The 23,763-nt window shown below is 64.5% G+C and carries 22 protein-coding genes; 11 read left to right on the forward strand and 11 right to left on the reverse strand.

All coding sequences use genetic code 11. From position 1 onward, the window contains the following. The 5 genes from AC1RR3_RS26270 to AC1RR3_RS26290 all read right to left on the reverse strand — a co-directional run. A partial coding sequence (locus AC1RR3_RS26270; protein WP_492826072.1) for a transposase occupies positions 1-519 on the reverse strand: 519 nt, incomplete at its 3' end. Between the two features lie 401 nt (positions 520-920). Next, positions 921-1,949, reverse strand: a complete 1,029-nt coding sequence (locus tag AC1RR3_RS26275) for an ABC transporter permease (protein WP_492826074.1) — start codon at positions 1,947-1,949, stop codon at positions 921-923. A gap of 12 nt (positions 1,950-1,961) precedes the next feature. Then, positions 1,962-3,464 carry a sugar ABC transporter ATP-binding protein gene (locus tag AC1RR3_RS26280; protein ID WP_492826076.1) on the reverse strand — a complete coding sequence of 501 codons (1,503 nt, stop codon included), beginning with the start codon at positions 3,462-3,464 and terminating at the stop codon, positions 1,962-1,964. Positions 3,465-3,470: 6 nt separating this feature from the next. Then, entirely contained in the window at positions 3,471-4,493 is a 1,023-nt protein-coding gene (locus tag AC1RR3_RS26285) for a sugar ABC transporter substrate-binding protein (RefSeq protein WP_492826078.1), read from the reverse strand. Between the two features lie 143 nt (positions 4,494-4,636). Next, a complete protein-coding gene (locus AC1RR3_RS26290; protein ID WP_492826080.1) occupies positions 4,637-5,041 on the reverse strand; it encodes a globin in 405 nt (134 codons plus the stop codon). 482 nt (positions 5,042-5,523) lie between these two features. Here AC1RR3_RS26290 and AC1RR3_RS26295 point away from each other — a divergent pair, with 482 nt between their 5' ends. The 8 genes from AC1RR3_RS26295 (at position 5,524) to AC1RR3_RS26330 (ending at position 14,650) form a co-directional block, all read left to right on the forward strand. Further along, entirely contained in the window at positions 5,524-5,898 is a 375-nt protein-coding gene (locus AC1RR3_RS26295; RefSeq protein WP_492826082.1) for a DUF2946 family protein, read from the forward strand. Positions 5,899-5,982: 84 nt separating this feature from the next. Next, positions 5,983-8,442, forward strand: a complete 2,460-nt coding sequence (locus tag AC1RR3_RS26300; protein WP_492826084.1) for a TonB-dependent receptor — start codon at positions 5,983-5,985, stop codon at positions 8,440-8,442. A gap of 41 nt (positions 8,443-8,483) precedes the next feature. Beyond that, positions 8,484-9,005 (forward strand): copper chaperone PCu(A)C, encoded by a 522-nt coding sequence (locus tag AC1RR3_RS26305; RefSeq protein ID WP_492826086.1) that lies wholly within the window; start codon positions 8,484-8,486, stop codon positions 9,003-9,005. Positions 9,006-9,037: 32 nt separating this feature from the next. Then, positions 9,038-9,556, forward strand: a complete 519-nt coding sequence (locus tag AC1RR3_RS26310; protein WP_492826088.1) for a YcnI family copper-binding membrane protein — start codon at positions 9,038-9,040, stop codon at positions 9,554-9,556. Beyond that, complete coding sequence (locus AC1RR3_RS26315) at positions 9,556-11,118, forward strand: copper resistance CopC/CopD family protein (RefSeq protein WP_492826090.1); 1,563 nt, start codon at positions 9,556-9,558, stop codon at positions 11,116-11,118. Before AC1RR3_RS26310 ends, AC1RR3_RS26315 begins: the two co-directional genes overlap by 1 nt. A gap of 147 nt (positions 11,119-11,265) precedes the next feature. Continuing rightward, positions 11,266-12,585: a proline--tRNA ligase gene (gene proS / locus AC1RR3_RS26320; RefSeq protein WP_492826091.1), complete on the forward strand. Its 1,320-nt coding sequence runs from the start codon at positions 11,266-11,268 to the stop codon at positions 12,583-12,585. 72 nt (positions 12,586-12,657) lie between these two features. Further along, on the forward strand, positions 12,658-13,938 hold the full coding sequence (locus tag AC1RR3_RS26325) for a lipoprotein-releasing ABC transporter permease subunit (protein ID WP_492826093.1): 1,281 nt from the start codon (positions 12,658-12,660) through the stop codon (positions 13,936-13,938). Between the two features lie 7 nt (positions 13,939-13,945). Then, on the forward strand, positions 13,946-14,650 hold the full coding sequence (locus tag AC1RR3_RS26330; protein ID WP_492826095.1) for an ABC transporter ATP-binding protein: 705 nt from the start codon (positions 13,946-13,948) through the stop codon (positions 14,648-14,650). A gap of 128 nt (positions 14,651-14,778) precedes the next feature. On the opposite strand, the gene AC1RR3_RS26335 is transcribed toward AC1RR3_RS26330, so the two are convergent. Further along, positions 14,779-15,858, reverse strand: a complete 1,080-nt coding sequence (locus AC1RR3_RS26335) for a zinc-binding dehydrogenase (RefSeq protein WP_492826097.1) — start codon at positions 15,856-15,858, stop codon at positions 14,779-14,781. A gap of 107 nt (positions 15,859-15,965) precedes the next feature. On the opposite strand from AC1RR3_RS26335, the gene AC1RR3_RS26340 reads away from it, so the two are divergent. After that, positions 15,966-16,739: a helix-turn-helix transcriptional regulator gene (locus tag AC1RR3_RS26340; protein WP_492826099.1), complete on the forward strand. Its 774-nt coding sequence runs from the start codon at positions 15,966-15,968 to the stop codon at positions 16,737-16,739. On the opposite strand, the gene AC1RR3_RS26345 is transcribed toward AC1RR3_RS26340, so the two are convergent. The 4 genes from AC1RR3_RS26345 to AC1RR3_RS26360 all read right to left on the reverse strand — a co-directional run bounded on the left by AC1RR3_RS26345 (position 16,736) and on the right by AC1RR3_RS26360 (position 20,484). After that, positions 16,736-17,596, reverse strand: a complete 861-nt coding sequence (locus AC1RR3_RS26345) for a DMT family transporter (protein ID WP_492826101.1) — start codon at positions 17,594-17,596, stop codon at positions 16,736-16,738. The two genes, AC1RR3_RS26340 and AC1RR3_RS26345, sit on opposite strands and share 4 nt — an antisense overlap. A gap of 73 nt (positions 17,597-17,669) precedes the next feature. Next, positions 17,670-18,284, reverse strand: a complete 615-nt coding sequence (locus tag AC1RR3_RS26350) for a TetR/AcrR family transcriptional regulator (protein ID WP_492826103.1) — start codon at positions 18,282-18,284, stop codon at positions 17,670-17,672. Positions 18,285-18,508: 224 nt separating this feature from the next. Next, positions 18,509-19,768, reverse strand: a complete 1,260-nt coding sequence (locus tag AC1RR3_RS26355) for a hypothetical protein (protein ID WP_492826105.1) — start codon at positions 19,766-19,768, stop codon at positions 18,509-18,511. A gap of 476 nt (positions 19,769-20,244) precedes the next feature. Beyond that, on the reverse strand, positions 20,245-20,484 hold the full coding sequence (locus tag AC1RR3_RS26360) for a hypothetical protein (protein ID WP_492826106.1): 240 nt from the start codon (positions 20,482-20,484) through the stop codon (positions 20,245-20,247). A gap of 106 nt (positions 20,485-20,590) precedes the next feature. Here AC1RR3_RS26360 and AC1RR3_RS26365 point away from each other — a divergent pair, with 106 nt between their 5' ends. Beyond that, positions 20,591-21,409 carry a transglutaminase domain-containing protein gene (locus AC1RR3_RS26365; RefSeq protein WP_492826108.1) on the forward strand — a complete coding sequence of 273 codons (819 nt, stop codon included), beginning with the start codon at positions 20,591-20,593 and terminating at the stop codon, positions 21,407-21,409. Between the two features lie 102 nt (positions 21,410-21,511). Next, positions 21,512-22,264 (forward strand): type I methionyl aminopeptidase, encoded by a 753-nt coding sequence (gene map, locus AC1RR3_RS26370; protein WP_492826110.1) that lies wholly within the window; start codon positions 21,512-21,514, stop codon positions 22,262-22,264. A gap of 55 nt (positions 22,265-22,319) precedes the next feature. Here the strand turns inward: map and AC1RR3_RS26375 are convergent, their stop codons facing one another. Continuing rightward, a complete protein-coding gene (locus AC1RR3_RS26375; RefSeq protein ID WP_492826112.1) occupies positions 22,320-23,645 on the reverse strand; it encodes an MFS transporter in 1,326 nt (441 codons plus the stop codon). Positions 23,646-23,763: the final 118 nt, after the last annotated feature.

Raw genomic sequence — 23,763 nt, forward strand, 5'->3', positions numbered from 1 at the left:
CGCCCGCACCCGCACCCCATCCTGCGCCAAGGTATCCAGGTCGACGAGGCCGGCCTTGGCCAGCGCCGCCAAGTGTTTGGCGAGCAGCCGGTCAAGCAGAACGGAGTGTTCAATCCGGAAGTCCGCCAGCGTATGGTGGTTCACCGACACGCCCCCACACAGCCAGCGGTACACATCGTGGCTCCCGCAAAGCCGCTCCAGCGCACGCCCGCTGCCGACGCCCTCGCTGGTGGCATAGAGCCACAGCGCCAGCAGAAGCCGCGGCGAGGTGGCGGGATGACCGGGGTGCTCATCCCGCGCCTTGATCCGATCCTCAAGTTCGCTCAGATCGAGGTTTTCGACATAGGCCCAGATCACGCGCGCCGAATGCTCTTCCCCGATCAGGCTCTCGATATCCACTGCCCGCAACTCGATCTGGTCGCGCTTCGGTTCGCGCAGGCGCGGTGCTCCCGAAGGCCTCGCATCAGTCCGCGGCGTCGGCTGCTCAGGCAGTTCTCCAAAAAGCTTGTCGTCAGCCATCCCGCGCCCCCTCCAAATCAACCCTTGCAGGGAATCACACCAGGACAGCAACGGCTACGGTCTGCGCCGAAAAAATTCACACCCTCTGAGGTGGCCGCTCCTTCAGCGGCCCTCGAAGGGCGACGGCCCGGCTGCGCATCTCGGCCGTTCATCCTTCGAGGCTCCGCATGCGATGCCTTCGCATCGCCTGCCTCGCACCTCAGGATGACGGATCAAGTTCCAGCGGTCTCGGGAAGCTGCTACGGCCGCCATGATGACACCCTACACCTGTTTTGCCCGACGGGTCAAATGGAATTCGAAAAATCAGCAATTGCGCGACGTGTCGTCCTCAAGTCGTTGATTTCGCTGGTCCTTGCTACTGTGCATGGGGTTGTTTTCGCATTTTGTGTTTTGAGCGCCGTTTACTCCGCCGCTTTTTCCCTTAAGCGCTGCGCATAGACGTTGATGATCAGCGCCGCCAGCAGGATCAGGCCGCGGATCAGGATCTTCAGGAAGCTGTCGATGTTGACGTGGTCGAGGCCGTTGTTGAGGACACCGAGCACGAACAGCCCGACGATGGTGTTGCCGATGCCGCCGCGGCCGCCGAACAGGCTGGTGCCGCCGACGACGACGGCGGCGATGGAGTCGAGCAGATAGGTGTCGAACTCGTTCTGCTGCGCGCTGCCGAAATGGGCGACACCCAGCATGCCGCCGATGCCGGAGCACACGGCCGAGATCACCATGACGCTGCCCAGGATGAGCTTGACGTTGAGGCCGGAATATTCGGCCGCCTCGCGGTTGCCGCCGACCATGTAGACGTAGCGGCCGAAGCGCGTGTAGGTCAGCACCAGATGTCCGCCGAGCAGCATGATGGCGGCGACGATGACGATCCAGGGAATGCCGCCGATCGAGCCGGAGCCGAGCGTCGTGATCACATCAGGTACCTTGTAGGCGATCTGGCCGCGCACCAGCAGCGCCGAGATGCCGGCCGCGATCTGCATCATCGCCAGGGTCATGATGAAGGAGGGGATGCCGATCACGGTCAGCCCCAGCGCATTGACGAGTCCGAGAGCTGCGCAGAGCAGGATGGCGAGCAGGATCGCGGCGACGCCGGGCAGGGGGATGTTGGGAATGTTGACGTAGGATTCCTGCAGCGTGAAGTAGGCGACGGCGATGCCGGTGACGTTGGCGATGCCGGCGATCGAGAGGTCGATCTCCGCGCAGAGGATCACGAAGGTGAGGCCGACGGCGATGATGCCTGTGACCGACACCTGCGTCAGGATGTTGCCGAGATTGTCGAGCGTCGCAAAGGAGGGGCTGGCGAGCGCGAAGAAGGCGGAGAGGAAGATCAGCGTCAGGAACGGTGCGATGTTGCGCATCTGTGAGCGCAGGAAGGGTGCGAGGCCGCGCGCCCGCGCACCCGTCGCTGGAACTGTCTCACTGCTCGCCATGGTGCTTCTCCGTCACGCCGCTTCCAGCAGGCGGTCCTTGCTGACCGGCTCGTTCCTGAATTCCCGCACCACTTCGCCGCGCTTGAGCACGAGGATGCGGTCGGCCAGCGACAGCACCGTTTCCGGCTCGGTCGAGAGCACGATGATCGCAAGCCCCCTGGCGCGGAGATCGCGGACGATGTTGATGACGTCGTTCTTGGCGCCGACATCCATGCCGCGGGTCGGCTCGCACAGCACCAGCAGCTTGGGCGGATAAGTCAGCCATTTTGCCAGCGCAACCTTCTGCTGGTTGCCGCCCGAGAGCATGCCGAGATCGAGGCCGACCACGGGCGGCCTGATCTGCAATTGCTCGACCTGGCGCTGTGCGATATCGCGCTCCCGCGCCGGCTTGAGCAGCAGCGACGAGATGCGGTCGAGAATGCTGATCGAGATGTTCTTGTAGACCGGCTCCTGGTGGAACAGCATGTCGCGCCGGCTCTCCGGCACGAGCGCGACGCCCGCGCGCCGCGCCGCGGCCGTGCTGGCGAAGGTCTTGGGCGTGCCGTCGACGGCGAGCGTGCCACTATCAGGCTTCAGCTTGCCAAACAGAATGCGCGACAGCTCCTGCTGGCCGCAGCCCATGAAGCCGTAGATGCCGAGCACCTCGCCGGCACGGGCCTCGAAGGAGATGTCCTTCAGGCTGCGGGCCAGCGAGAGCTGATCGACCTTCAGGATGACGGAGCTGTCGCTCGGCTGCGGCAGCATCAGATCGTCGCTATAGCTGTGCTCGAGCACTTCGCCGCCGCGGCCGATCATGGCCTCGATCAGCGCGCCCTTGCTGGTGGCTGTGCTTGCGGTCTCCGCAACCTTTCGGCCGTTGCGGAACACGGTCACCGTGTCGGACACGCGAAGAATGTCCTCGATGAAATGCGAGATGAAGACGATGGCGGTGCCTTCCTCGCGTAATCGTCGAAGGGTCGAGAAGAGGCGCTCGACCTCGGGCGGGGAGAGCGCGGAGGTCGGCTCGTCCAGGATGACGATGCGCGCGCCGGAGAACAGCACGCGGGCGATCTCGATCAACTGCTGAAGCCCGATGGGTAAGTCACCCAGCCTGCTCATCGGATCGACGTCGATGCCGAAGCGGGCGAGCTGCTCGCCGGCCTCGCGCGCCATGCGCCGCCATTGCACGAGGCCGAGGGCGTTGGTCGGCTGGTTGCCGAGGAAGACGTTCTCGGCGACCGTGAGGTCGGGCGCGACGCTGAGCTCCTGATGCACCATGGCGATGCCGGCCGCATGCGCGTCGCGGGCCGAGCGGAAATGGGTCTCCTTCCCGTCGACCAGGAAGCGGCCGGAGAATTCGGTGTGCACGCCGGCGATGATCTTCATCAGCGTGCTTTTGCCGGCGCCGTTCTCGCCGACGAGGCCATGGATCTCGCCGGGGCGGAGCGCGAAGTCGACACCACGAAGCGCCTCGACGCCGCCGAAGCTCTTCGTGATGCCCTGCAGTTCCAGGATGGGCGAACGATCCTCGCGCATGGAGGCTCAGATCAGGAAATGATCCTGCATCCACTGCATCCCGGCGGCGTTGGCCTTGGTCACGACAGGACCGTCGGTGACGACGTTCTTGGGAATGCCCTGTCCGCTCTTCTCGCCGCCGACCACGGCGGAGACGCCCGCGATGATCGCGCCGCCATGGATGCGGCAGGACGGATTGCGGACGGTCGCGAACATGCGGCCTTCGCTCACCGCCTGGATCGCGGGCGGCATAGCATCGACGCCGCCGATCAGGATGTTGGTGCGGCCGCGCGCCTTCATGATGTTGGCGGCGGCGAGCGCCATGTCGTCATTGTGGAAGAACGCCGCGTCGATCTGGGGATATTTCGTCAGGTACGTTTCCCAGAGGCGGGCGGTCTTGGAGACGTCCCAATCGGCCGGCTGGGTGTCGAGCACCTCGATCGCCGGGAATTGCTTCACGACATTGTTGAAGCCCTTCGCGCGCCCTTGTGCGCCGGTGTGGCCGAGTGCGCCCTGGGTCATGATGATCTTGCCCTTGCCGCCCATCGCATTGCACAGCGCCTGCGTGACCGAGGCGCCCATGAACTCGTTGTCGGGGGCGAGGAAGGAGTGGACGTTGATCTGGTCGAGCGGCGCAATCAACGTGTCCATGTCGATCACGGGCGTGCCGGCGTCGATCATCTTCTGCACGGGCTGGGTGAGGGTGCCGATGCCGAACGCCTGGATCGCGACGAAGTCCCATTTCTGCGAGGCCATGTTGTCGATCGCCGCGCGCTGCTTCACGGCGTCGAGCTGGCCGTCGAACCAGGTGACCTCGACATTGAACAGCTTGCCCCAGAACTCGGCGGCCTGCTTGCCTTGCGCGCACCAGGTCGCCTGAAGGCCCGCATTGGAGAACGCCGCCTTCAGCGGCTTCTCGCTGCGTCCGACTTCGGCTGCCAATGCGGGGTTTATGCCCATGCTGCCAAGAATGGCAGCCCCGGCGCCGGCGGTTGCTGCCGCCTGAAGAAGATCGCGCCTCGTCGTCGAGAAATCTTTCGTCCCGGACATCGCTCGCTCCCATGTATTTTATCGTCGGCGCGTCATTGCTTGCGCGACCGATACGGAAAGTCTCTCACAATCGAAGAGTTCACGCCACCCAATCTGCAATCGCGCGCGGCATCGCCGCGGGCGCGTTGGTGCAGCGCAAAGCGTTACGCTGCGATGCCAGCGAAGGCGTCGATATCCGCGAGCAGTTGGTCCCATGTTCGCGCAATCTCGGCTGACCATTCATCGCCGAGCAGGTCGCGCAGTGTATCCCTGATGATTGCGAAGAAGGCGATAAACAGCTCGCGCGGCGTGCCATAAGCATCGTGTGAGACGACCTCGCAGGCGATCAGCCGGAAATGTCCGCGACGTTCGCCCGCGAAATCGAGAATCGCCTCGATCGTCATCGCCAGCATCGATCCCTTCACGAGCTCGCTGCCCTGCGAGCGGAACATCGCCCGCGTTTCCGGATGCTGTTCGAACAGTCGCTGATAGACCAGCGGCGTGAGATCGGCGCAGCGCGCTGCCGCAAGCTCGAAACTGTGTTCGATCGGATGAGGGGAGGCGTTCATCAGCGCATCAGTCACGCAGACAAAAAAAGAGCGGGGCCCTAGCCCCGCTCGAAAATTGTGTCGACCCTATTATCCCCGATTCTAAGATTTGCTCTTGATTGACGGGGCGACGCTGCGTTTTGCGCGCCAGGGGCTCCTCCCGAGACTTGGACCACCAGACTTCGACCTCGCGGTCACGTCTGAGCAAGAGGGATGCTAGATCAACTTTTCTCACTTGTCATCATTTTCGGCAACGATTGTTCAAAATAAGAGCAGTTAACGAAATGATCGGGCTTTTAGCCATGTAAGCATATGACAAATATAAGAAATCTGTGGATGGGCGGGGCGGTTGGGCTGCCTCAAATGCCGAACCTGGCGCCGCGGTGGGGCGCTCCGACCACAGTTTTCGAGAAATTTGCGCTGGGCCAAGCGGGCGGCGGAACTGACCTCGACTCAGGTCCCGGCGAGGTGTTTAGTTAGCGCACGAACGAATGGTTCGGTGGATGCGCGGACGGCTGCAAAAATTCCTACCGCTGGTCCTGCTTGCTTTGGCGATGCAGGTGCTGGCGCCGATTGCCGCCTGTCTGGCGGCCGGCCAAGCCGTGGCCGATCCGTTGTCTGCCGCCGTCATCTGCCACAGCGCGAGCGAGCAGGGTGGTCTGAACGACCAGACCGGCACGCCGACCGCACATGGCGCTGCGTGCGCGCTGTGTTGCCTGGCGCAGGCGGCCGCCTCGCTCGATTCGCCGCCGCACGTCGCGCCCGCTATTCCGGTCCGCCACGCCGAACGTGTGGTGTGGCACACGGCGGATGCATCCAGTGTGTCCGTGCACAAGGGCTCAAACGCCCAGGCTCGCGCGCCTCCTCGAATTTCCTGACGACCCTCAGTGTCGCCGCGGTCCGTCCGCTGGCGATCGATGCCGTCGAGCAGCCGGGAAGAAAGCCGGCGTCAGGAATGCCCCATGTTACGTTGTCATGCCCGCCGTGGCGTGAGCGTCGTTGCCGTTCAGGCCGCGCTGCTTGCGTCGTCGAGCGGAGTGCTCGCCCAAAGCAGCAGCGCAGTGCTGCCACCGGTCACCGTCGATGCGCCCGCCATGGCGAAACCCAAGCCGCGCAAGCCGGCGGTGAATACGGCTGCCACCAGAAGCCGGTCGACAAGTCCCGCCAGCGAGCGGGCGGCGCCCGCCGTCGTCCGCGAACAGGGGGCGGGCAGCACCCGCCCGTCGCTGGATCCGCCGGCCGCCGTCGCGCGCTATCAATTGCCGCAGCGCTCCTTCAGCATCACGGCGAAGGAGGTCGACGAGACGATCAATCTCAAAGATCCCGAGGACGCGGTCAAATACATGCCGAGCCTGTTCGTGCGGAAGCGCAACGACGGCGATAACCAGGCGGTGCTGGCGACGCGAAGCTGGGGCCTGAACTCCAGCGCGCGCACGCTGATCTATTATGATGACCTCCTCATCTCGGCGCTGATCGGCAACAACAACACGAACTCCTCGCCGCGCTGGAACCTGATCTCGCCGGAAGCGATCGGGCGGGTCGATTACCTCAACGGCCCGTTCGCGGCCGCCTATCCCGGCAACTCGATCGGCGGCGTGCTGCTGATCACGTCAAAAATGCCGGACAAGCCGTTCGCGGTCGCCAAGGAAACGGTCTCGGTGATGCCGTGGAATCAATACGGCACCAAGGATACGTATGTGACGAGCCAGACCAGCGCGGCCGCGGGCAATCGCGACGGCAAGCTGTCCTGGCTCGTCAGTGCCAATTATCTCGACGGCTATCAGCAACCGCTGACCTATACGACGAGCAGCACGATACCGGCCGGCACGACCGGAGCGTTTTCCGCGCTGAACAAGCAGGGCGTTCCCGCCAACGTGGTTGGCACAGGTATCCTCGCGCATTCGCAGCAGACGTCAGGCAATATCCGCCTCGCCTATGACGTGACGGCGCAGGTGCAGGCGACTTATTCATTCGGGATATGGAATAACCACCAGGTCTCCGATCCCCAGACCTATCTGCGGTCGACGGCAACCGGGCTGCCGACCTTCAACAACATCACGACCTTCGCGAACGCCAAATATATCTGGGACGAAACCCATGTGAGCAACGCGGTCGCGATCAAGAGCGACACCAAAGGCATATTCGATTTCGACCTGTCCGCCTCGAGCTACAACTATCTCGAGGATACCCAGCTCAATCCCTACACCGTAACTCCTACCGGCGTCGGCTTCTCGCAGAACGGCAAGATCCAGCGCATGGATGGCACCAACTGGCAGAACGCCGATGCCAAGGGCATCTGGCGTCCGCTCGGTTACGGCGGCGCGCATGAGATCAGCTTTGGCATCCACGGCGACCGGTACCGCTTGGAGAACCCGACATATGGCTCGACGGTCTGGTATCAGGCCTCGACCGGCACGGGACAGCTTTATGCAAACAGTCAGGGCGAGACCCGCACCGGCGCGCTGTGGCTGCAGGATGCCTGGAAGATTGAGCCCAATCTGAAACTGACGCTGGGCGGGCGGCTGGAGACCTGGCAATCGCTCGATGGTCAGAACGTCGTGACCCTGGCCAATGCGGCAGGTGTCATCACCTCGTCGTTCACGGGCAACCAGCCGGGCCTGGCATCGACCAATTTCTCGCCAAAGGCCTCGCTCTCCTACGATCCGAACAAGGATTGGAACATCACGGTCAATTTCGGCGAGGCCTATCGCTACCCGACGGTTCTCGAACTCTATCAGAACGTGACCGTCGGCAATACGATCACGGTGGCCAACCCCTTCCTGAAGCCCGAGCAGGACTTTACCGGCGAGCTCAACATCGAGCGTCACTGGAATGACGGCCGCATCAGGTTGACCCTGTTCAGGGAGCGGACCAACAACGCGATCATCGCGCAGACCAACATGATCAATGCGACCCAGAGCGCGACCACATTCAGCAATGTCGATGCGATCAGGATGCAGGGTGTCGAGTTGTCCGCCGACAAGGACAACGTTCTCGTCAGCGGTCTACAGCTGTTCGGCAGCGTGACTTATGTCGACTCGCGAATCCTGGCTGACGCGGGCTGGGCCGGCTTTGATCCTCTGACGGGCCTGGCTACGGCCGCGGTCGGCAAGCGCGTCCCTTACGTCCCCGACTGGCGCGCCAAGTTCGGCGTCACCTATCGGCCAAACGAGAACTGGGCCTATACCGTCGCCGCACGCTACAGCGGCAAGCAATATTCGACGCTGGACAACACCGACAGCGTCTCCCACGTCTATGGCGCGTTCGATAACTTTTTCGTTGTGGACTTGAAGTTGCACTATAACGCGACGAAGAATTTCGCGTTCGACTTCGGCGTCGATAATCTCTTCAACGAGCAGTATTTCCTGTTCCATCCGTTCCCGGGGCGAACCTTCGTCCTCGCCGGCAAGTATACGTTCTGACGGGTGGAATAATGTTCACGACGACAAGAAAGGCAAACGACATGAACAAGCTCTCACGCATCCTCGCGCTCGCAGCGCTGTCCACCGCAATGCTTGCAGCCCCGGTGCGCGCCGACGACGTCAAGGCCGGCGATCTCGTCATCTCGCAGGCGTGGAGCCGGGCGACGCCTGGTGGCGCCAAGGTCGCGGGCGGCTATCTCACCATCGAGAACAAGGGGACGGCGGCGGACAAGTTGGTCAGCGTTTCCGCCGATATCGCGGGGAAGGCCGAGGTTCACGAGATGGCGATGGACAATGGCGTGATGAAGATGCGCCCGCTCGACAAGGGCCTCGTGATCGACCCCGGAAAGACGGTGAAGCTCGCGCCCGGCGGCTTTCATCTGATGCTCCAGGAGCTGAAGGGGCCGTTCAAGGAGGGCGAGAAGGTGCCGGTGACGCTGGAGTTCGAGAAGGCCGGCAAGGTCGCCATCTCTCTGGACGTGCAGGGCGTCGGCGCGCAGGCGCCCGGCGGCGGTGCAGGCATGATGAAGAAAATGCCTGACCATTCGGGAATGAAGATGTGATGCGCATGATCTGGACCTTCGGGAGACCGAATATGGCGAAGCGAGCCGGGCTGATTCTTCTGGGCGTACTTGCGGCAGCGCCGGCGAGTGCGCACGTCTTCCTCGAAGGCAAGCAGGCGACGGTCGGCGCATCCTACAAGGCCGTGTTCGCCGTGCCGCACGGCTGCGCCGGCTCGCCGACGGTGAATATCCGCGTGCAGATTCCGGAAGGGGTGATAGCAGTGAAGCCGATGCCGAAGACGGGTTGGAACGTCGATGTCGTCGAGGGCAAATATGCCAGCGAATACGACTATCACGGCAACAAGCTCTCCTCCGGCGTCAAGGAGGTCGCGTGGTCCGGCGGCAAGCTGCCGGACAAGAACTACGACGAGTTCGTCATGCACACAGTGCTGACCGATACGCTCAAGCCGAACACGACCCTGTACTTCCCCGTCGTCCAGGAATGCGAGACCGGCGTCAGCCGCTGGATCGAAATTCCGGCCGAAGGGGCAGGGCATTCGCATGAGGGCAAGTCGCCGGCGCCCGGCGTGAAGCTATTGCCCAAACCCTGATGCGCCTTCTCGCCGCGCTCGCGACGTTGCTGCTCGTCGCCGGCCTCGCGACCGGCGCGTCGGCGCATGCGGCGCTTGTCACGGTCGAGCCGGCAAGCGGCAGCATGCTCGTCAGTGCGCCGAAGGCCGTGGAGTTCCGCTTCAACGAGACGGTGACTCCCGGCGCGATTCTGTTGATCGACGGTGCGGGCCGGGCGCGGGACGACGCGCGCGTCACCGCATCGGGCGAGACGATTTCGGTCGTGATGCCGCCGGAGCTGCCGCAGGGAACGGCTGTGGTCAGCTATCGCGTGATCTCGCAGGACGGTCATCCGGTCTCGGGATCGGTGATCTTTTCGATCGGGACGCCGACTGCGACAAAGCCTCCGGTCACGGCGGATGCCGGGTTGAACGTGCTGATCTGGCTTGCGCGGGTCGGCCTCTATCTCGGTCTGTTTGTCGGCGTCGGCGGCGTGTTCTTTGCGCGCTGGATTGCGTGGTCGATGATCGGGATGACCGTTCCGCGCTTAGCGCTCGCCGCCGGTATTCCCAGCGCCGCGGCCTCCGTTGGCGCGTTGGGCCTCGATCTCCTCGGGCTGCCGCCGTCGGCTCTCACGACGGCTGCCCCCTGGAAGGTCGCGTTCGCGACCAGCGCCGGCCCCGCGCTGGTGTTTGCCATCATTGCGATGCTGTTCGCGTTGATGGCACTGCGCAGTGCGCGGTATGCGCGCGCTCTTGCGGTCATCGCGCTCGTCGGCGTTGGTCTGTCGCTCGCCATGACCGGGCACGCTGCAACCGCCCCGCCGGAGGTGTTGACCCGGCCGTCGATCTTTCTCCACGGCCTCGGCGTTGCGATCTGGATCGGTGCTCTCGCGCCGCTGGTCGCGCTGGTGTCGAAGCCGACGATCGCGACACGCCCCATCGTGAACCGCTTTTCGCGCATCGCCGCGCTGGCGGTCGGCGTGCTGGCCTTGACCGGCCTCGCACTCGCGATCATCCAGCTCGAAAAGCCGGCAGCGCTGGTCGAGACCCGCTACGGACTGATCCTCTCGACCAAGCTCGCATTGGTCACAGGATTGCTCGCGCTTGCCGCACTCAATCGGTTCCGGCTGACACCGGGCCTGGCTCGGAGTGAGAAAGGGGCGCCTGCACTCAAGCGCTCGATCCTGCTGGAAGGTGCGATCGCGCTCACTATCCTCGCAATCGTCGCCGGCTGGCGCTTCACGCCGCCGCCGCGGACGATCGTTCCGGAGACACCGCTGGCAATCCACATCCACACCGACAAGGCGATGTTCCAGGTCCTGGTCTCACCGGGCAAGGCGGGTGTCGACGACTTCGTGCTCCAGCTCATGACCGGCGAGGCGACACCGCTCACGGCCAAGGAAGTGACGCTGACCCTGAGCCTGCCCGAGCGCGGCATCGAACCGATGGAGCGGGGCGCCTCCCTCGGGCCCGACGGCTACTGGCATGCGCGCAAGGTCGAGCTGCCCTTTGCCGGCCGCTGGCATGTGCGGATCGATGCGCTGGTGACCGATTTCGACAAGATCACGCTCGAGGACGACCTTGAAGTGGCGCCGCCTTAACGCGCACACGGTTCAAGTCGAACCTGAAGGCAACGGAAAAATGACAGGAATTTCGTCGCGTTAGCGGCTTTTCCTCATTCCCGGTCTTGTGTTTTCGCTCCCAATCCGGTTTCACTGCAGGCCATCACTGATTCCTTGAGTATTGCCATGCGGTTGTCGCGGTTCTTTCTGCCCATCCTGAAGGAAAATCCGAAAGAGGCGGAGATCGTCTCGCATCGCCTGATGCTGCGCGCCGGCATGATCCGGCAGGAGGCCGCCGGCATCTATGCCTGGCTGCCGCTCGGCTTTCGCGTGCTGAAGAAGATCGAGCAGATCGTGCGCGAGGAGCAGGACCGCTCGGGTGCGCTGGAGCTGTTGATGCCGACGCTCCAGCTGGCCGACCTCTGGCGCGAGAGCGGCCGCTACGACGCCTACGGCCCGGAGATGCTGCGCATCGCCGACCGCCACAAGCGCGAGCTGCTGTACGGGCCGACCAACGAGGAGATGATCACCGAGATCTTCCGCGCCTACGTGAAGTCCTACAAGAGCCTGCCGCTCAATCTCTATCATATTCAATGGAAATTCCGCGACGAGCAGCGTCCGCGCTTTGGCGTGATGCGCGGCCGCGAGTTCCTGATGAAGGACGCCTATTCCTTCGACCTCAACGAGGCCGCGGCACGCGTCGCCTACAACAAGATGTTCGTCGCGTATTTGCGTACCTTCGCTCGGATGGGGCTGAAGGCGATCCCGATGCGCGCCGAGACCGGCCCGATCGGCGGCGATCTCAGCCACGAATTCATCGTGCTGGCCGAAACCGGCGAATCCGGCGTGTTCATCAATCGCGACGTGCTGGACCTGCCGGTGCCGGACGAGAACGTCGACTATAACGGCGACCTCACGCCGATCATCAAGCAGTGGACCTCGGTCTATGCCGCCACCGAAGACGTCCACGACGCCGCGCGCTTCGAGCAGGAAGTGCCGGAAGAGAAGCGGGTGAATACCCGCGGCATCGAGGTCGGGCAGATCTTCTATTTCGGCACGAAGTATTCCGACGCCATGAAGGCCCTCGTGGCGGGACCGGACGGCGTCGACGTGCCGATCCATGGCGGCTCCTACGGCGTCGGTGTCTCGCGCCTGCTGGGTGCCATCATCGAGGCCTGCCATGACGATGCCGGCATCAAATGGCCGGAGGCGGTGGCGCCGTTCCGCGCGGTGGTGCTCAACCTCAAGCAGGGCGATGCGGCGGTCGATGCGGCCTGCGAGAAGCTCTATGCCGAGCTCACCGCCAAGGGCGTGGACGTGCTCTACGACGATACCGACCAGCGCGCCGGAGCCAAATTCGCTGCCGCCGACCTGATCGGCATCCCCTGGCAGATCATGATCGGCCCGAAGGGGCTGGCCGACGGCAAGATCGAGCTGAAGCGGCGTGCCGACGGCTCCCGCGAGAATCTGTCGCCTGCGGACGTGGTTGCCCGGCTGGTCGGCTGAATAGTGTTCATCGCGCGATAATGGGCCGGCAATCCGGCCACAATTGACCCCGAATCATGGGATTATCAAGCGATGGATGAAACCATGACCGAGACCAAGCCAACCGCGCCTTTTGCGCCCTTCGAGTGGATGCTGTCGGCGCGCTATCTGCGCGCGCGCCGCAAGGAGGGATTCATCTCGGTCATCGCCGGGTTCTCGTTCCTCGGCATCATGCTGGGCGTGGCGACGCTGATCATCGTCATGGCGGTCATGAACGGCTTCCGGAAAGAGCTGCTCGACAAGATCCTGGGGCTGAATGGCCACATCCTGGTGCAGCCGCTGGAATCGCCGCTGACGGACTGGAAGGACGTCGCCGACCGCCTCAGCCAGGTCCAGGGCATCCGCCTTGCGGCACCCGTGGTGGACGGCCAGGCGCTGGCGTCATCGCCGTGGAACGCCTCGGGCGTCCTTGTGCGCGGCATCCGCTCCGACGACCTCAACAACCTCACCTCGATCGCCAAGAACATCAAGCAGGGCTCGCTGGAGGGCTTTGACGACGGGCAGGCCGTCGCGATCGGCCGGCGCCTCGCCGACCAGCTGTCGCTGCACGCCGGCGACAGCATCACGCTGGTGGCGCCGAAGGGCGCCGTGACGCCGATGGGCACGACGCCGCGCATCAAGCCCTACAAGATCGCCGCCGTGTTCGAGATCGGTATGTCCGAATATGATCTCGGCTTCGTGTTCATGCCGCTTGCCGAGGCGCAGGCCTATTTCAACCGCAGCAACGACGTCACCTCGATCGAGGTGTTCACCACCAACCCCGATCGCATCGCAGCATTTCGTCAGGCGGTGACGGAGGCCGCGGGCCGCCCGGTGTTCCTGGTCGACTGGCGGCAGCGCAACTCGACTTTCTTCAACGCGCTCCAGGTCGAGCGCAACGTGATGTTCCTGATCCTGACCATGATCGTGCTGGTCGCGGCGCTCAACATCGTCTCCGGCCTGATCATGCTGGTGAAGGACAAGGGCAGCGACATCGCGATCCTGCGCACCATGGGCGCCTCGCAAGGCTCGATCATGCGCATCTTCCTGATCACCGGCGCCTCGATCGGCGTGGTCGGCACGCTGGTCGGTTTCATCGTCGGCCTCGTGATCTGCCTCAACATCGAATCCATCAGGCAATTCCTGTCCTGGCTGACCAGCACCGAGCTGTTCTCGCCGGAGCTCTATTTCCTGTCGAAACTGCCTGCCGAAATCGACGTCGGCGAGACTGCGGCGGTTGTCATCATGGCGCTGACACTGTCGTTCCTGGCGACGCTCTATCCGTCCTGGCGCGCCGCGCGCCTCGATCCGGTCGAAGCGCTCCGGTACGAGTGAGGGGCTGATGGAGCGGCAGCAGGGGGCGGAAGATGTACCGGTCATTTATCTCCACGAGATAAAGCGGCAGTACTTGCAGGGCGAGGCGGCGCTGACGATCCTCGACAACGCCAAGCTCGCGCTGTGGGCGGGCCAGTCGGTCGCGCTGGTCGCGCCGTCCGGTTCGGGCAAGTCGACACTGCTGCACATCGCGGGGCTATTGGAGGCGCCGGATTCCGGCGAGGTCTACGTCAACGGCGCGCCGACATCGCAACTGCCCGACATCGAGCGCACCCAGCTTCGCCGCACCGATATCGGCTTCGTCTACCAGTCGCACCGGCTGTTGCCGGAGTTTTCCGCGCTGGAGAACGTGATGATGCCGCAGATGATCCGCGGCCTGAAGAAGTCCGAGAGCGTCAAGCGCGCCAAGGAGATCCTCGGCTATCTCGGCCTCGGTGACCGCATCACCCATCGCCCGGCCGAGCTGTCGGGCGGCGAGCAGCAGCGCGTCGCGATCGCGCGTGCGGTTGCCAATGCACCGCGCGTGCTGTTTGCGGACGAGCCGACCGGCAACCTCGATCCGCACACGGCGGATCATGTGTTCCAGGCCCTGATGCAGCTCGTGAAGGCGACACAAGTCTCGATGCTGATCGCGACCCACAACATGGAGCTCGCCGGCCGGATGGACCGGCGCGTCTCGCTGTCGAACGGCCAGGTGGTCGAGCTCGACTAAAAACTGCGAAAACAACCCCATGCACAGTAGCCGGCCCTTGTCGGCGCTGGTCGGGGGTGACACGTCTCAGCCCTTTGACATGTCATGCAAACCCGCTGCGACGGCGCATCGCGCAGCGGGCAGGCCGATTACGGCCTGATCACCGTCAATTTGAACGGCCCGCCATTGGCCGCGGCGTGCGCCACGGCGTCGTTGGCATGGTCGAGGTCGAAGGCCGTGGTCTCGTACTCCTCCAGCCGCAATAGCCCTGATCGCACCAGCGCGATCAGGCGGCTTGCGGCATCCGGCGGATACATCCAGACGCCGTGGATGCTGATGCAGTTGCGCATGATCCAGGGGTAGGGCAGCTCGAGGCCCGCACCGCCGGCCATGCCGACGCCGCCCATCAGCACGACGCGGCCGTAAGCGCGCACCGTCATGATCGCCGCGCGCACGACAGTCGCGCTCACCGAGGGCGGCATGATGTCGAACACGCAGTCGATCGGCCCGGGCGCGGCGCGCTTCATCGCTTCGCGGTCGTCGTCCTCGTTGCCGGTGAGCCTGACCGGCTTCACGCGGTTGCCGAAGCGGCGGACGAGATCGGCCAAAATCCTCTCGTTGCGGCCCGGCGTCACCACGCAGGCCGCTCCCATCGCCAGCGCAACCGACACCGCCGCGCTGCCAAAGTTGCCGGTGGCCCCGCTCACCAGCACGGTCTCGCCGGGTTGCAGATTGGCGGCGAGGAAGCCGCCATAGGGCACCAGCAGCGTCCCCAGTGCGCACCATTGCGTGGCCTGCTCGGACGTGATCGTGCCGAGGCGTTTGACGTTCTCGGTCGGCACCCGCATCTGCTCGGCGAACGAACCGTGGCGAAAGTGCTGTTGCAGGCGCATGCCGCCGGGACCGGCGGCGGTGAGGCCTTGCAGCGCGATATCGGGCGCAACGGCATCGTCGCGCGAACGCACCGTCGGGTCGCAGAACACCCAGTCGCCGACGCTGAGCTTGGTCGCGTCCGGACCGATCGCGCGCACCCGGCCGATGCCGCCCGGGCCGGGGATAACAGGCAGGTCGAGCGCGTAGTTGCGCATCCCGCTGAAAACCTCGTTCATGTAGGAGAGGACGCGCGTGGCGACGACATCGACGATGACCTCGCCGGTGCCGAGCACCGGTTCAGGGGCAGTCTCGATCACCAGCGGTGATCCCAGGGTTTTGAGTACGGCAGCTTTCATGTGTTCACCTCAAGGTCGGGTGAAGCTCATATGCGCCGCCCTTGAAAGGACAAGAAGGCCTGGTATTATCCTAGTATTCCCCAAACCCTCCATCGTGGGAGTGAGCCATGGCCGATCCTCGCCGCGTCGAATTCGGCGATTTCCTCAGATCCCGCCGCGAAAAGCTGTCGCCGAAGACCGTCGGGCTTCCTGCAGGGGCACGGCGGCGCACCGCGGGCCTGCGCCGCGAGGAGGTCGCCCAGCTCGCCGGCATTGGGGTGGACTGGTACATCCGGCTCGAGCAGGGCCGCACCGTCAGCCCGTCGGTCACCACCGTCGATGCGCTGGCCCGCGCGCTGCGCCTCACGAAGACCGAGCACGCTCATCTCAAGGCACTGGCGCGCGACGGCGACAAGCGCGCATTCACGCGCGAGATCGTGCCGCCGCCCATTCGGCGGATGATCGAGAGCCTGAAGCAGCCGGCCTACATTGTCGGACGGCGCTGGGACGTGCTGGCCTGGAACGACGCAGCCGAGGAGGTGTTTGCGTTCGGGCAATTGCCGGAGCAGGACCGCAATACGCTGCTGCTGGTGCTGACCAACAAGCAGACGCGAAAATTCTACGGCGCGGGCTGGGCGGACGTGGCCAAGAGCATGGTCGCGATGTTTCGCGCCACCCACGACGTCTGGGCCGGCGATCCCGCCTTCGCCGAATTGCTGACGCGGCTGCGGCAGGGCAGCCCCGAATTCGTCAAATGGTGGGAGGCGCACGAGATCCGCAGCACCTCGTCGGGCCTCAAGACCATGAACCATCCGACCAAGGGCCTGCTTCGGTTCGAACACACGAGCTTTCAGGCCAATGACGATCCGGCGCTGAAGCTGGTGATCTACACGCCGGTCTAGGTAGTTCGAAGGCTCGGTCTGACTTGCGTCAGGGCCACGCCGGAGATCGCGAGCAAGCCGCCGGCAATCAACTTCGGGGTCACGCGGTCGCCGAGGAACAGCACGCTCGACATCAGGGCGAACACCGGAAGCAGCAGACCGAAGGGCGCGACGCGGCCCATTGAGCAGCGGGCGATCAGCCAGAACCAGAGGCCAAACCCGATGATACCGCCGATGAAGATCGTGTAGGCGAGTGCCAGCCAGCCACGTCCATCCGCCGTGGCGAGGCTCGCCAGTTGGCCGTATTCGAGCAGCAACGACATCACCATGACTTGCGGCACTGTGAGCAGCGACGACCACCCCATCAACATCAGGGGATCGAAAGGGCCGTAGCGTTTTGTCAGCACGTTCGAGACCGCGAATGCGAAGGCCGCGCCGACCACCAGCAGCAGCGGAAGCGGTTTTGCCGACAAGCCGGGCTCGGCGGCCAACACGACCACGCCGACGAACGCAAGCACCACACCGGCGGACGTGGTGAGAGACGGCTTCTCCGCGAGCAGCGGCCAGGCGAGCAGGACGGTGAAGGGTGTGGCGAGTTGATAGGCGATCGCCGACATGCTTCCCGAGCCGAGCCCAAGCCCAACATAGAACAGCCCGAAGTTCAGCCCTCCCAGGAAAATCGAGATCGCTGCGACGGGGCCGATCTGTTGACGCGTGGGCCTCTTGACGAACGGCACGAGCAGCAGCGCGATGGCCAGGAAGCGCAGCGCCAGGAAGAAGAGCGGCGGAAACTCCGTGACGCCCACCTTGATGGCCACGAACTGATAGCCCCAGAGCAGGGGAACGGCCATCGCGCAGACGATCTGGATCGCAGACATGGCATTGTTCCTTTCAAGACCGATCAGTCCAAATATCGGCGCGCGCCAATGGCGCCGGGCGCCCGTGGGGTGGTTACCTCATGAAGCGGTCGAGCAGTGCGTCAGCGGTGGCTTGCGATGCGGTCCGCGCCGGTGCCGTCTTGCCGACCACGCGCAGCCCCTCGACGAAGCAGACGAGAATTCGGGCGGCGCTTGAAGGCTCGACGCCATCGGCCAGCTTTCCGGCCGTCTTCGCCCGGGACAGTGCATTCGTCAGTTTGGTTTCCATGGCCTTGAAGAAACCCGCGACGCGACGGCCGACTTCGGCATCCTGGCCAGCCAGCTCCATGGCGGTGGCCACCAGCAGGCAACCGCGCCGGCCATTGGCACCGCCGGTGCGGTCGACATAGCCGGCCAGGAAGGCTCGGAGGCCGTCGATCGGTTCTTTGGCGGGAGCGAGTTCGCTATCCATTCGGGCCACGGCATCGGCAATGTAGCGATCAAGCGCAAGCAAGAAGAGCGAGTGCTTGTCGCCGAACGCAGCGTAAAGGCTGCCGCGCGAGAGCTTGGTCGCGCGAAGCAGGTCCGGAAGCGCCGTAGCGTGATAGCCGCGCGACCAGAACACGCCCATCGCGCGTTCGACGGCGGCGTCCATGTCGAAACTTCGGGGGCGGCCGCGGGGGGACGGCGCTGGGGTTTGACGGCTCATTGCTCATATATAGACCGATTGGTCCTTAAATCGCAAGGAATGGTTTTGGGGCGCGTTCGAGGAAACTCAAGGCTATTGCGTATGAAGGAAAAAGCGGCGAGGAGCTCGCTTGCGGCGCATCCTTCGAGACGCCCGCCTACGGCGGGCCCTCAGGATGAGGTCGCGTTTTGCGGCGGGATTTTTAGACCCTCATGGTGAGGAGCCCGCCAAAGCGGGCGTCTCGCCTACGGCGCCGGCACGGCCGGGGGCGTTGGGCTGACGTTCGGCACCGTGGCCGGCCAGGGGCTGATCGGGTTCAGCGCGGACAGCGCGCAAGATGATTTGAGCTGCGTCCACGTAGACGCCAGGCCCGTCAAGTCGATGTCGAATCTCGTCGTGTTCGTCTTGTCGTCCTGTAGCGTCGTGGTCTGGCGGACATGCATGGCGCGGGACGCCAATATCGCCTTGATCGTGTCGGCATCGATGCTGCCGCGCCAAAATTCGTACTTGCCGGACCGTATTGCAGACCCTCCGGTCTCGTTGCCGGCCTCGGCATCCGCCGTCATCAGGATCATGCTCTTGCTGGCGGACGCCTCGTCGATCTCGCCTGTGAACGTCAGCGGCACGCGCTTGTTGCTTTCGCAAGACAGGCGCCACTCCATCATGCGGAACGACGTGCCGCTGTCCTGCTTCATGACCGCGAATTTGCGGACGAACGGCCGCGCCTCCTTCTCCAGCGTCCACATCGTTTCGGCCAGCGGGCGGGTGTCAATGCCGAAACGATAAAGCTCGGCGCGCGTCAGCATGTGCAGGTTCTCGAACTTCACTGTCCGGATCAGTTCATCGAGTTCGTGGCTGATCCCCATCGCCGCGATGAACGCGGTGCGGTCGCGGTCGCCGCTGGCTATGCGGCGCCGCCGGGCTTCGGCGACCACCTGTGGAGGCGGATTGCCGCGAAACTGGAGGATCAGCCTGGAATTATGCACCGCCAGCACCGCGTCGGGGGCCACCTCGCGGGATGTCGCCCCGATAAATACAAAGCCGCAGGCCGAGTTGCACATGGCGTGGTAGGTGGTGAGCCTGGCCTCGATCTCGCCGCCTGCGTTCTTCACCTTGAGGCACGCCGTGTCGATCTGCGTGCCCGCGGCGCACGCCGTCACCATCGTTCTGCCGACGCGCGCGATGGCCTTGCGGCTGCGCAGCAGCCGTCCGATCTCGTAGGACGGGTCGACGCTGCCGCCGGGCGAATACAGGTAGATCGGACGCTGCGTGTCCTTGACGCCGGCCAGGAAACGGCGAACGCGCGGCGCGGCGTCCCGGTCGATCTGGCCCTCGATGGCGATCCAGCGGTCGCAGCCCGGTCCGCACGCGTCGGGCGCTCCCTTGGCAAGATAGATGATCAGCGTGGAGGCAAATCCGGCTTTCTCGGCCGGGGTTTCTGCGCGCAAGGCGCCGGCGCCGGGAAGCAAGAGCGAGGCAATGAGAAGCAGGATACGGACGAGCATGAAGCGATCGGCTACGCGCAGTGAAGACCGATCCTGACGCTATACGATGATCGACGTGGTCACAACTTGCAGTGGCATGCCGGAGTCTGTTTTATTTCGCCGGCGTCCAGATCGGCATTTCCGCTTGCGCGCAATTGCTGCAATCGGCGCCGCCAGAAATGGGGGACGGCAGCATGCTGGAGGTCAGCGTGCGTCTCCTTGTTCCGCTTTGCTGACACACGACTGACATGCCTGATGATTTTGCGTGTGTCGCCGGTACGATGCTCTTGTCAATTGAGAGGGGGCGGGTAGAGTTTGCTGCGCCTGCACTGCGAGGACATCGCCATGAGGTCTTTGTCTAGCCTAGCCGCTGCTTGTTCATGCATCGTCCTGATCGGCGGCACGGCGGTCTCGCAAGCGGCGACGTCGCCGGCCAGTCCCGCCGGTACGCTTCCCAGCATCACGGTCGAAGCGCCGAAAGAAGTCCCCAGGCACAGTCAGCCGAGGCAGCGCGGAGTTGGCAGGGCCGTGCCGCGCCGGACATCGCCGGCCAGTGAACCCTCACTGACAACAACATTGGCGGCACCGACGTCGGTCATGGCGAAGCTTGCGAGCCTCGAACGGATCTCGGGCAGTTGCGTCGACGGCTGCCAAACGAGCTTCAGGACCGGCAATGCACCTTGGCGCGGATGCTCGTCTTCCGGCTGGCCTGCGTTGTCGTCAACGTGCAGAAACATCTACCATTTCAAGACCTACGCCGAGTGCACGGGAACCGGAATGTTGCTGGGTTGGCAAAGCCGAGAACTCACCTGGTACTGCACCAGCCTGGCCTTGAAGTAGTCCGTGACCGAACTCGCGACGTCCGACGCTTACACCAGCCAGAGCGTGTTCACCGGTCCCGGCGCTTACGCGGCCCTGATCGGCGGACTGCCGCAGGATATTGCAGCGTTGTGCCGCGCCTTGCAGGGCCTGTTGATCCACGAAGCATGGATCGAGAGGCAGGGATTGGACCCCGCTGAGTTCTCGGGTCAAAGCCGCGCCACGTTGCCTGTGGCCCGGCGCCTGGAGCAACTTCTGGCGATCGACCCGAGGCCGCTGAGCATCGCCCGGCCGGGCGCGTCGCGGGCGCTGGCGACGTGCCGGGACTTTGCATTGATGTTGTGTGCTGTGCTGCGGCATCACAGCGTGCCTGCTCGCATACGCTGCGGTTTCGGCAGGTATTTTGCCGGGCATTCCTTCGACGATCATTGGGTGTGCGAGTATTGGGCGAGGTGTGAGCAACGCTGGGTGCTGGTCGATGCTCAGCTCGACGAGCTGCACCGCAGTCTCCTCAAGTTCGATTTCGAGCCAACGGATGTGCCTCGTACCGAGTTCATCACGGGCATCGAGGCGTGGAAGCGATGCCGAACCGGCGCCATCGACCCGGCGCAGCTCGGTCACGGGGCGACGACCGGCCTGTTCTTTGCCCGCGTCAACCTGGCGCGCGATCTCTTGGCGCTCGCTGGGATCGAGACCTCGCCATGGGATAGTTGGCGCGCGGCGCGCGAACCGCATCGCGCCTTGGATGATGCTGCTCTGTCGTTCTGTGACGGCATGGCGGAGCGTGGCGAGGAAGCGGCCATCAACATTGCGCCATCGCTACGCGCACCACCCTGGCAGTAAACGGTTCAAGGCCGGTGCCGGGCTGCTTTTCGGCGCGTGCTCGCCCGTTTGCAAGCCGGCCTCACAAGCGTTATGTCCGGCTGTTTCGATGAGAGCCCTGACATGACGATCTCTGATGACAATGACCTCGCGCGCCTGAAGGAGATCGGCCGCATCGTCGCCAACACCCTGGAGGCGATGGGCAAGGCGCTCGAGCCGGGCATGAGCACGGCCGAGCTCGACCAGATCGGACGACAGCTCCTGGAAGCGGCCGGGGCCCGTTCGGCGCCGGAGCTGGCCTACGACTTTCCGGGAGCGACCTGCATCAGCGTGAACGAGGAGATCGCTCACGGCATTCCGGGGGAGCGGCGGATCGCGCGCGGCGATCTCGTCAACATCGACGTTTCAGCCGAGAAGAACGGCTTCTTTGCGGACACAGGCGCCTCGTTCGCCGTTCCGCCCGCCACCCGTGCGATCGAACGCCTTTGCAGGGATGGCCGGCGGGCGATGTGGACGGGCCTGCAGCAGGTCGGCGCCGGCAAGCCGATTGCCGGCATTGGTAACGCCATCGGGACGTTTGCGCGGAAGAACGGCTACAGCCTGGTCAGGAATCTCGCCAGTCATGGTGTCGGCCGCTCGCTCCACGAGGAGCCGACGGAGATCGCGACATGGCCCGATCGCTCTGAACGCCGCGTGATGAGCGACGGCCTGGTGTTTACCGTCGAGCCGTTCCTGTCCATGGGCGCCGAGTGGGCCCAGGATGGTGGCGATGATCCATGGACCCTCTACAGCAGCCCCGAAGCGCCGACCGTTCAGTACGAGCACACCGTGATCGCGACCCGAAACGGACCTTTGATCGTAACACTGGCCGGCTGAGGTATCCCGGGCCAGAACTCCGGACGTCTTACGCGTCGCGCGACCAGTGCTGACATCATGCCACCGGATCGCTGGCCGAATCCGAGCGGCTTCGGTCATCCGGGGCAAGCGGCGGGGATCGTCTTGCGGGAGCGCTCTCCGGTGAAGCAGCCGCGCGGGGCGAGGTGATTTCGGCCGGAGCAGGTCCGGCGTCGCGCCAGGCGACGATCCAGATCAGGAAGCCGAGCAGCGCGAGCGCCGCGCCGACGGGACCGGTGGAGGTCCAGCCCAGCCCCTCGCGAATGGCAAGGCCGCCCAGGAACGGGCCGAGCGCATTGGCGGTGTTGAAGGCGGAATGGTTCAGCGCGGCGGCGAGCGCCTGCGCATCGCCGGCGACGTCCATCAGCCGGGTCTGGAGGATGGCGCCAAGCGAGACGCTGGCGCCGATGGCGAAGATGTCTGCCGCAAGCAGCCAGGGATTGCCGGCGGCAAGCGGAAACACCAGCAGCGCAACCGCAGCAAACAACAGGATGATGCCCGCCGTCGGCATCAAGGCCCGGTCGGCAAAGCGCGGCACGAACAGATTGCCGAGCGTGGCGCCGACGCCGAACACGGCCAGAAAGAACGGGATGACTGCGGTGCTTACCCTGGTGACCTCGATCAGCGTCGTTGCGAGATAAGTGTAGACGGCAAACATGCCGCCAAAGCCGATCGCACCGATCGCAAGCGTGATCCAGACGCGGCCGCTCTTCAAAGCGCCGAGCTCGCGCAGCGGATCCGATCTGCCGGCCCGGTCGCGTGGCGCGAACAGGGCGCACAGCAGAACCGTGAACAGCGCCAGCACCGACACGAGACCGAAGCTCGCGCGCCAGCCGACCGCCTGGCCAATCAGATTGGCCAAGGGCACGCCGATGATGGTGGCGCAGGTCAGGCCGAGCATCACCTGGCCGATCGCCTGCGAGCGGCGCTGTTGCGGAACGAGGGAGGCCGCGACCAGCGCGGCAATGCCGAAATAGGCGCCGTGCGGCAATCCCGACAGGAAGCGCGCTGCGATCATCCAGCCAAAGCCGGGTGCAAGCGCGGTGAGTGCGTTGCCGAGCGCAAACACGGCCATCAGGACCAGGAGCTGCGTGCGCCGCGCGAAGCGCGCGCCCAGCACGGCGATCAGCGGCGCGCCCAGCACGACGCCGAGCGCATAGGCGCTGATGGCGTGTCCCGCGGTCGGCTCGTCGATATGGAGGTCGGCGGCGAAGAACGGCAGCAGGCTCATCGATGCGAATTCGGTGGTTCCGATCGCAAAGCCGCCCATCGCGAGCGAGATCAGGACGATGGCGAGGTGAGGGGGCGCCGAAGCCACGGTCGAATTGGCGCGGGGCGCGGTCGCGTGAGGCGAGGTCGTCATGTGTCCTGCATTGGTGGCGTCAACGGGAACCAGCCCAGCGAACGTCGCCACCCCTGCAAGATTTGTCTGTCGTACTTAAACCCGGATCAGTCCGCGTCAACACTGAAGCTGCGCAGCA

This window comes from Bradyrhizobium sp. GW821-FHT13H05, from assembly GCF_058804065.1.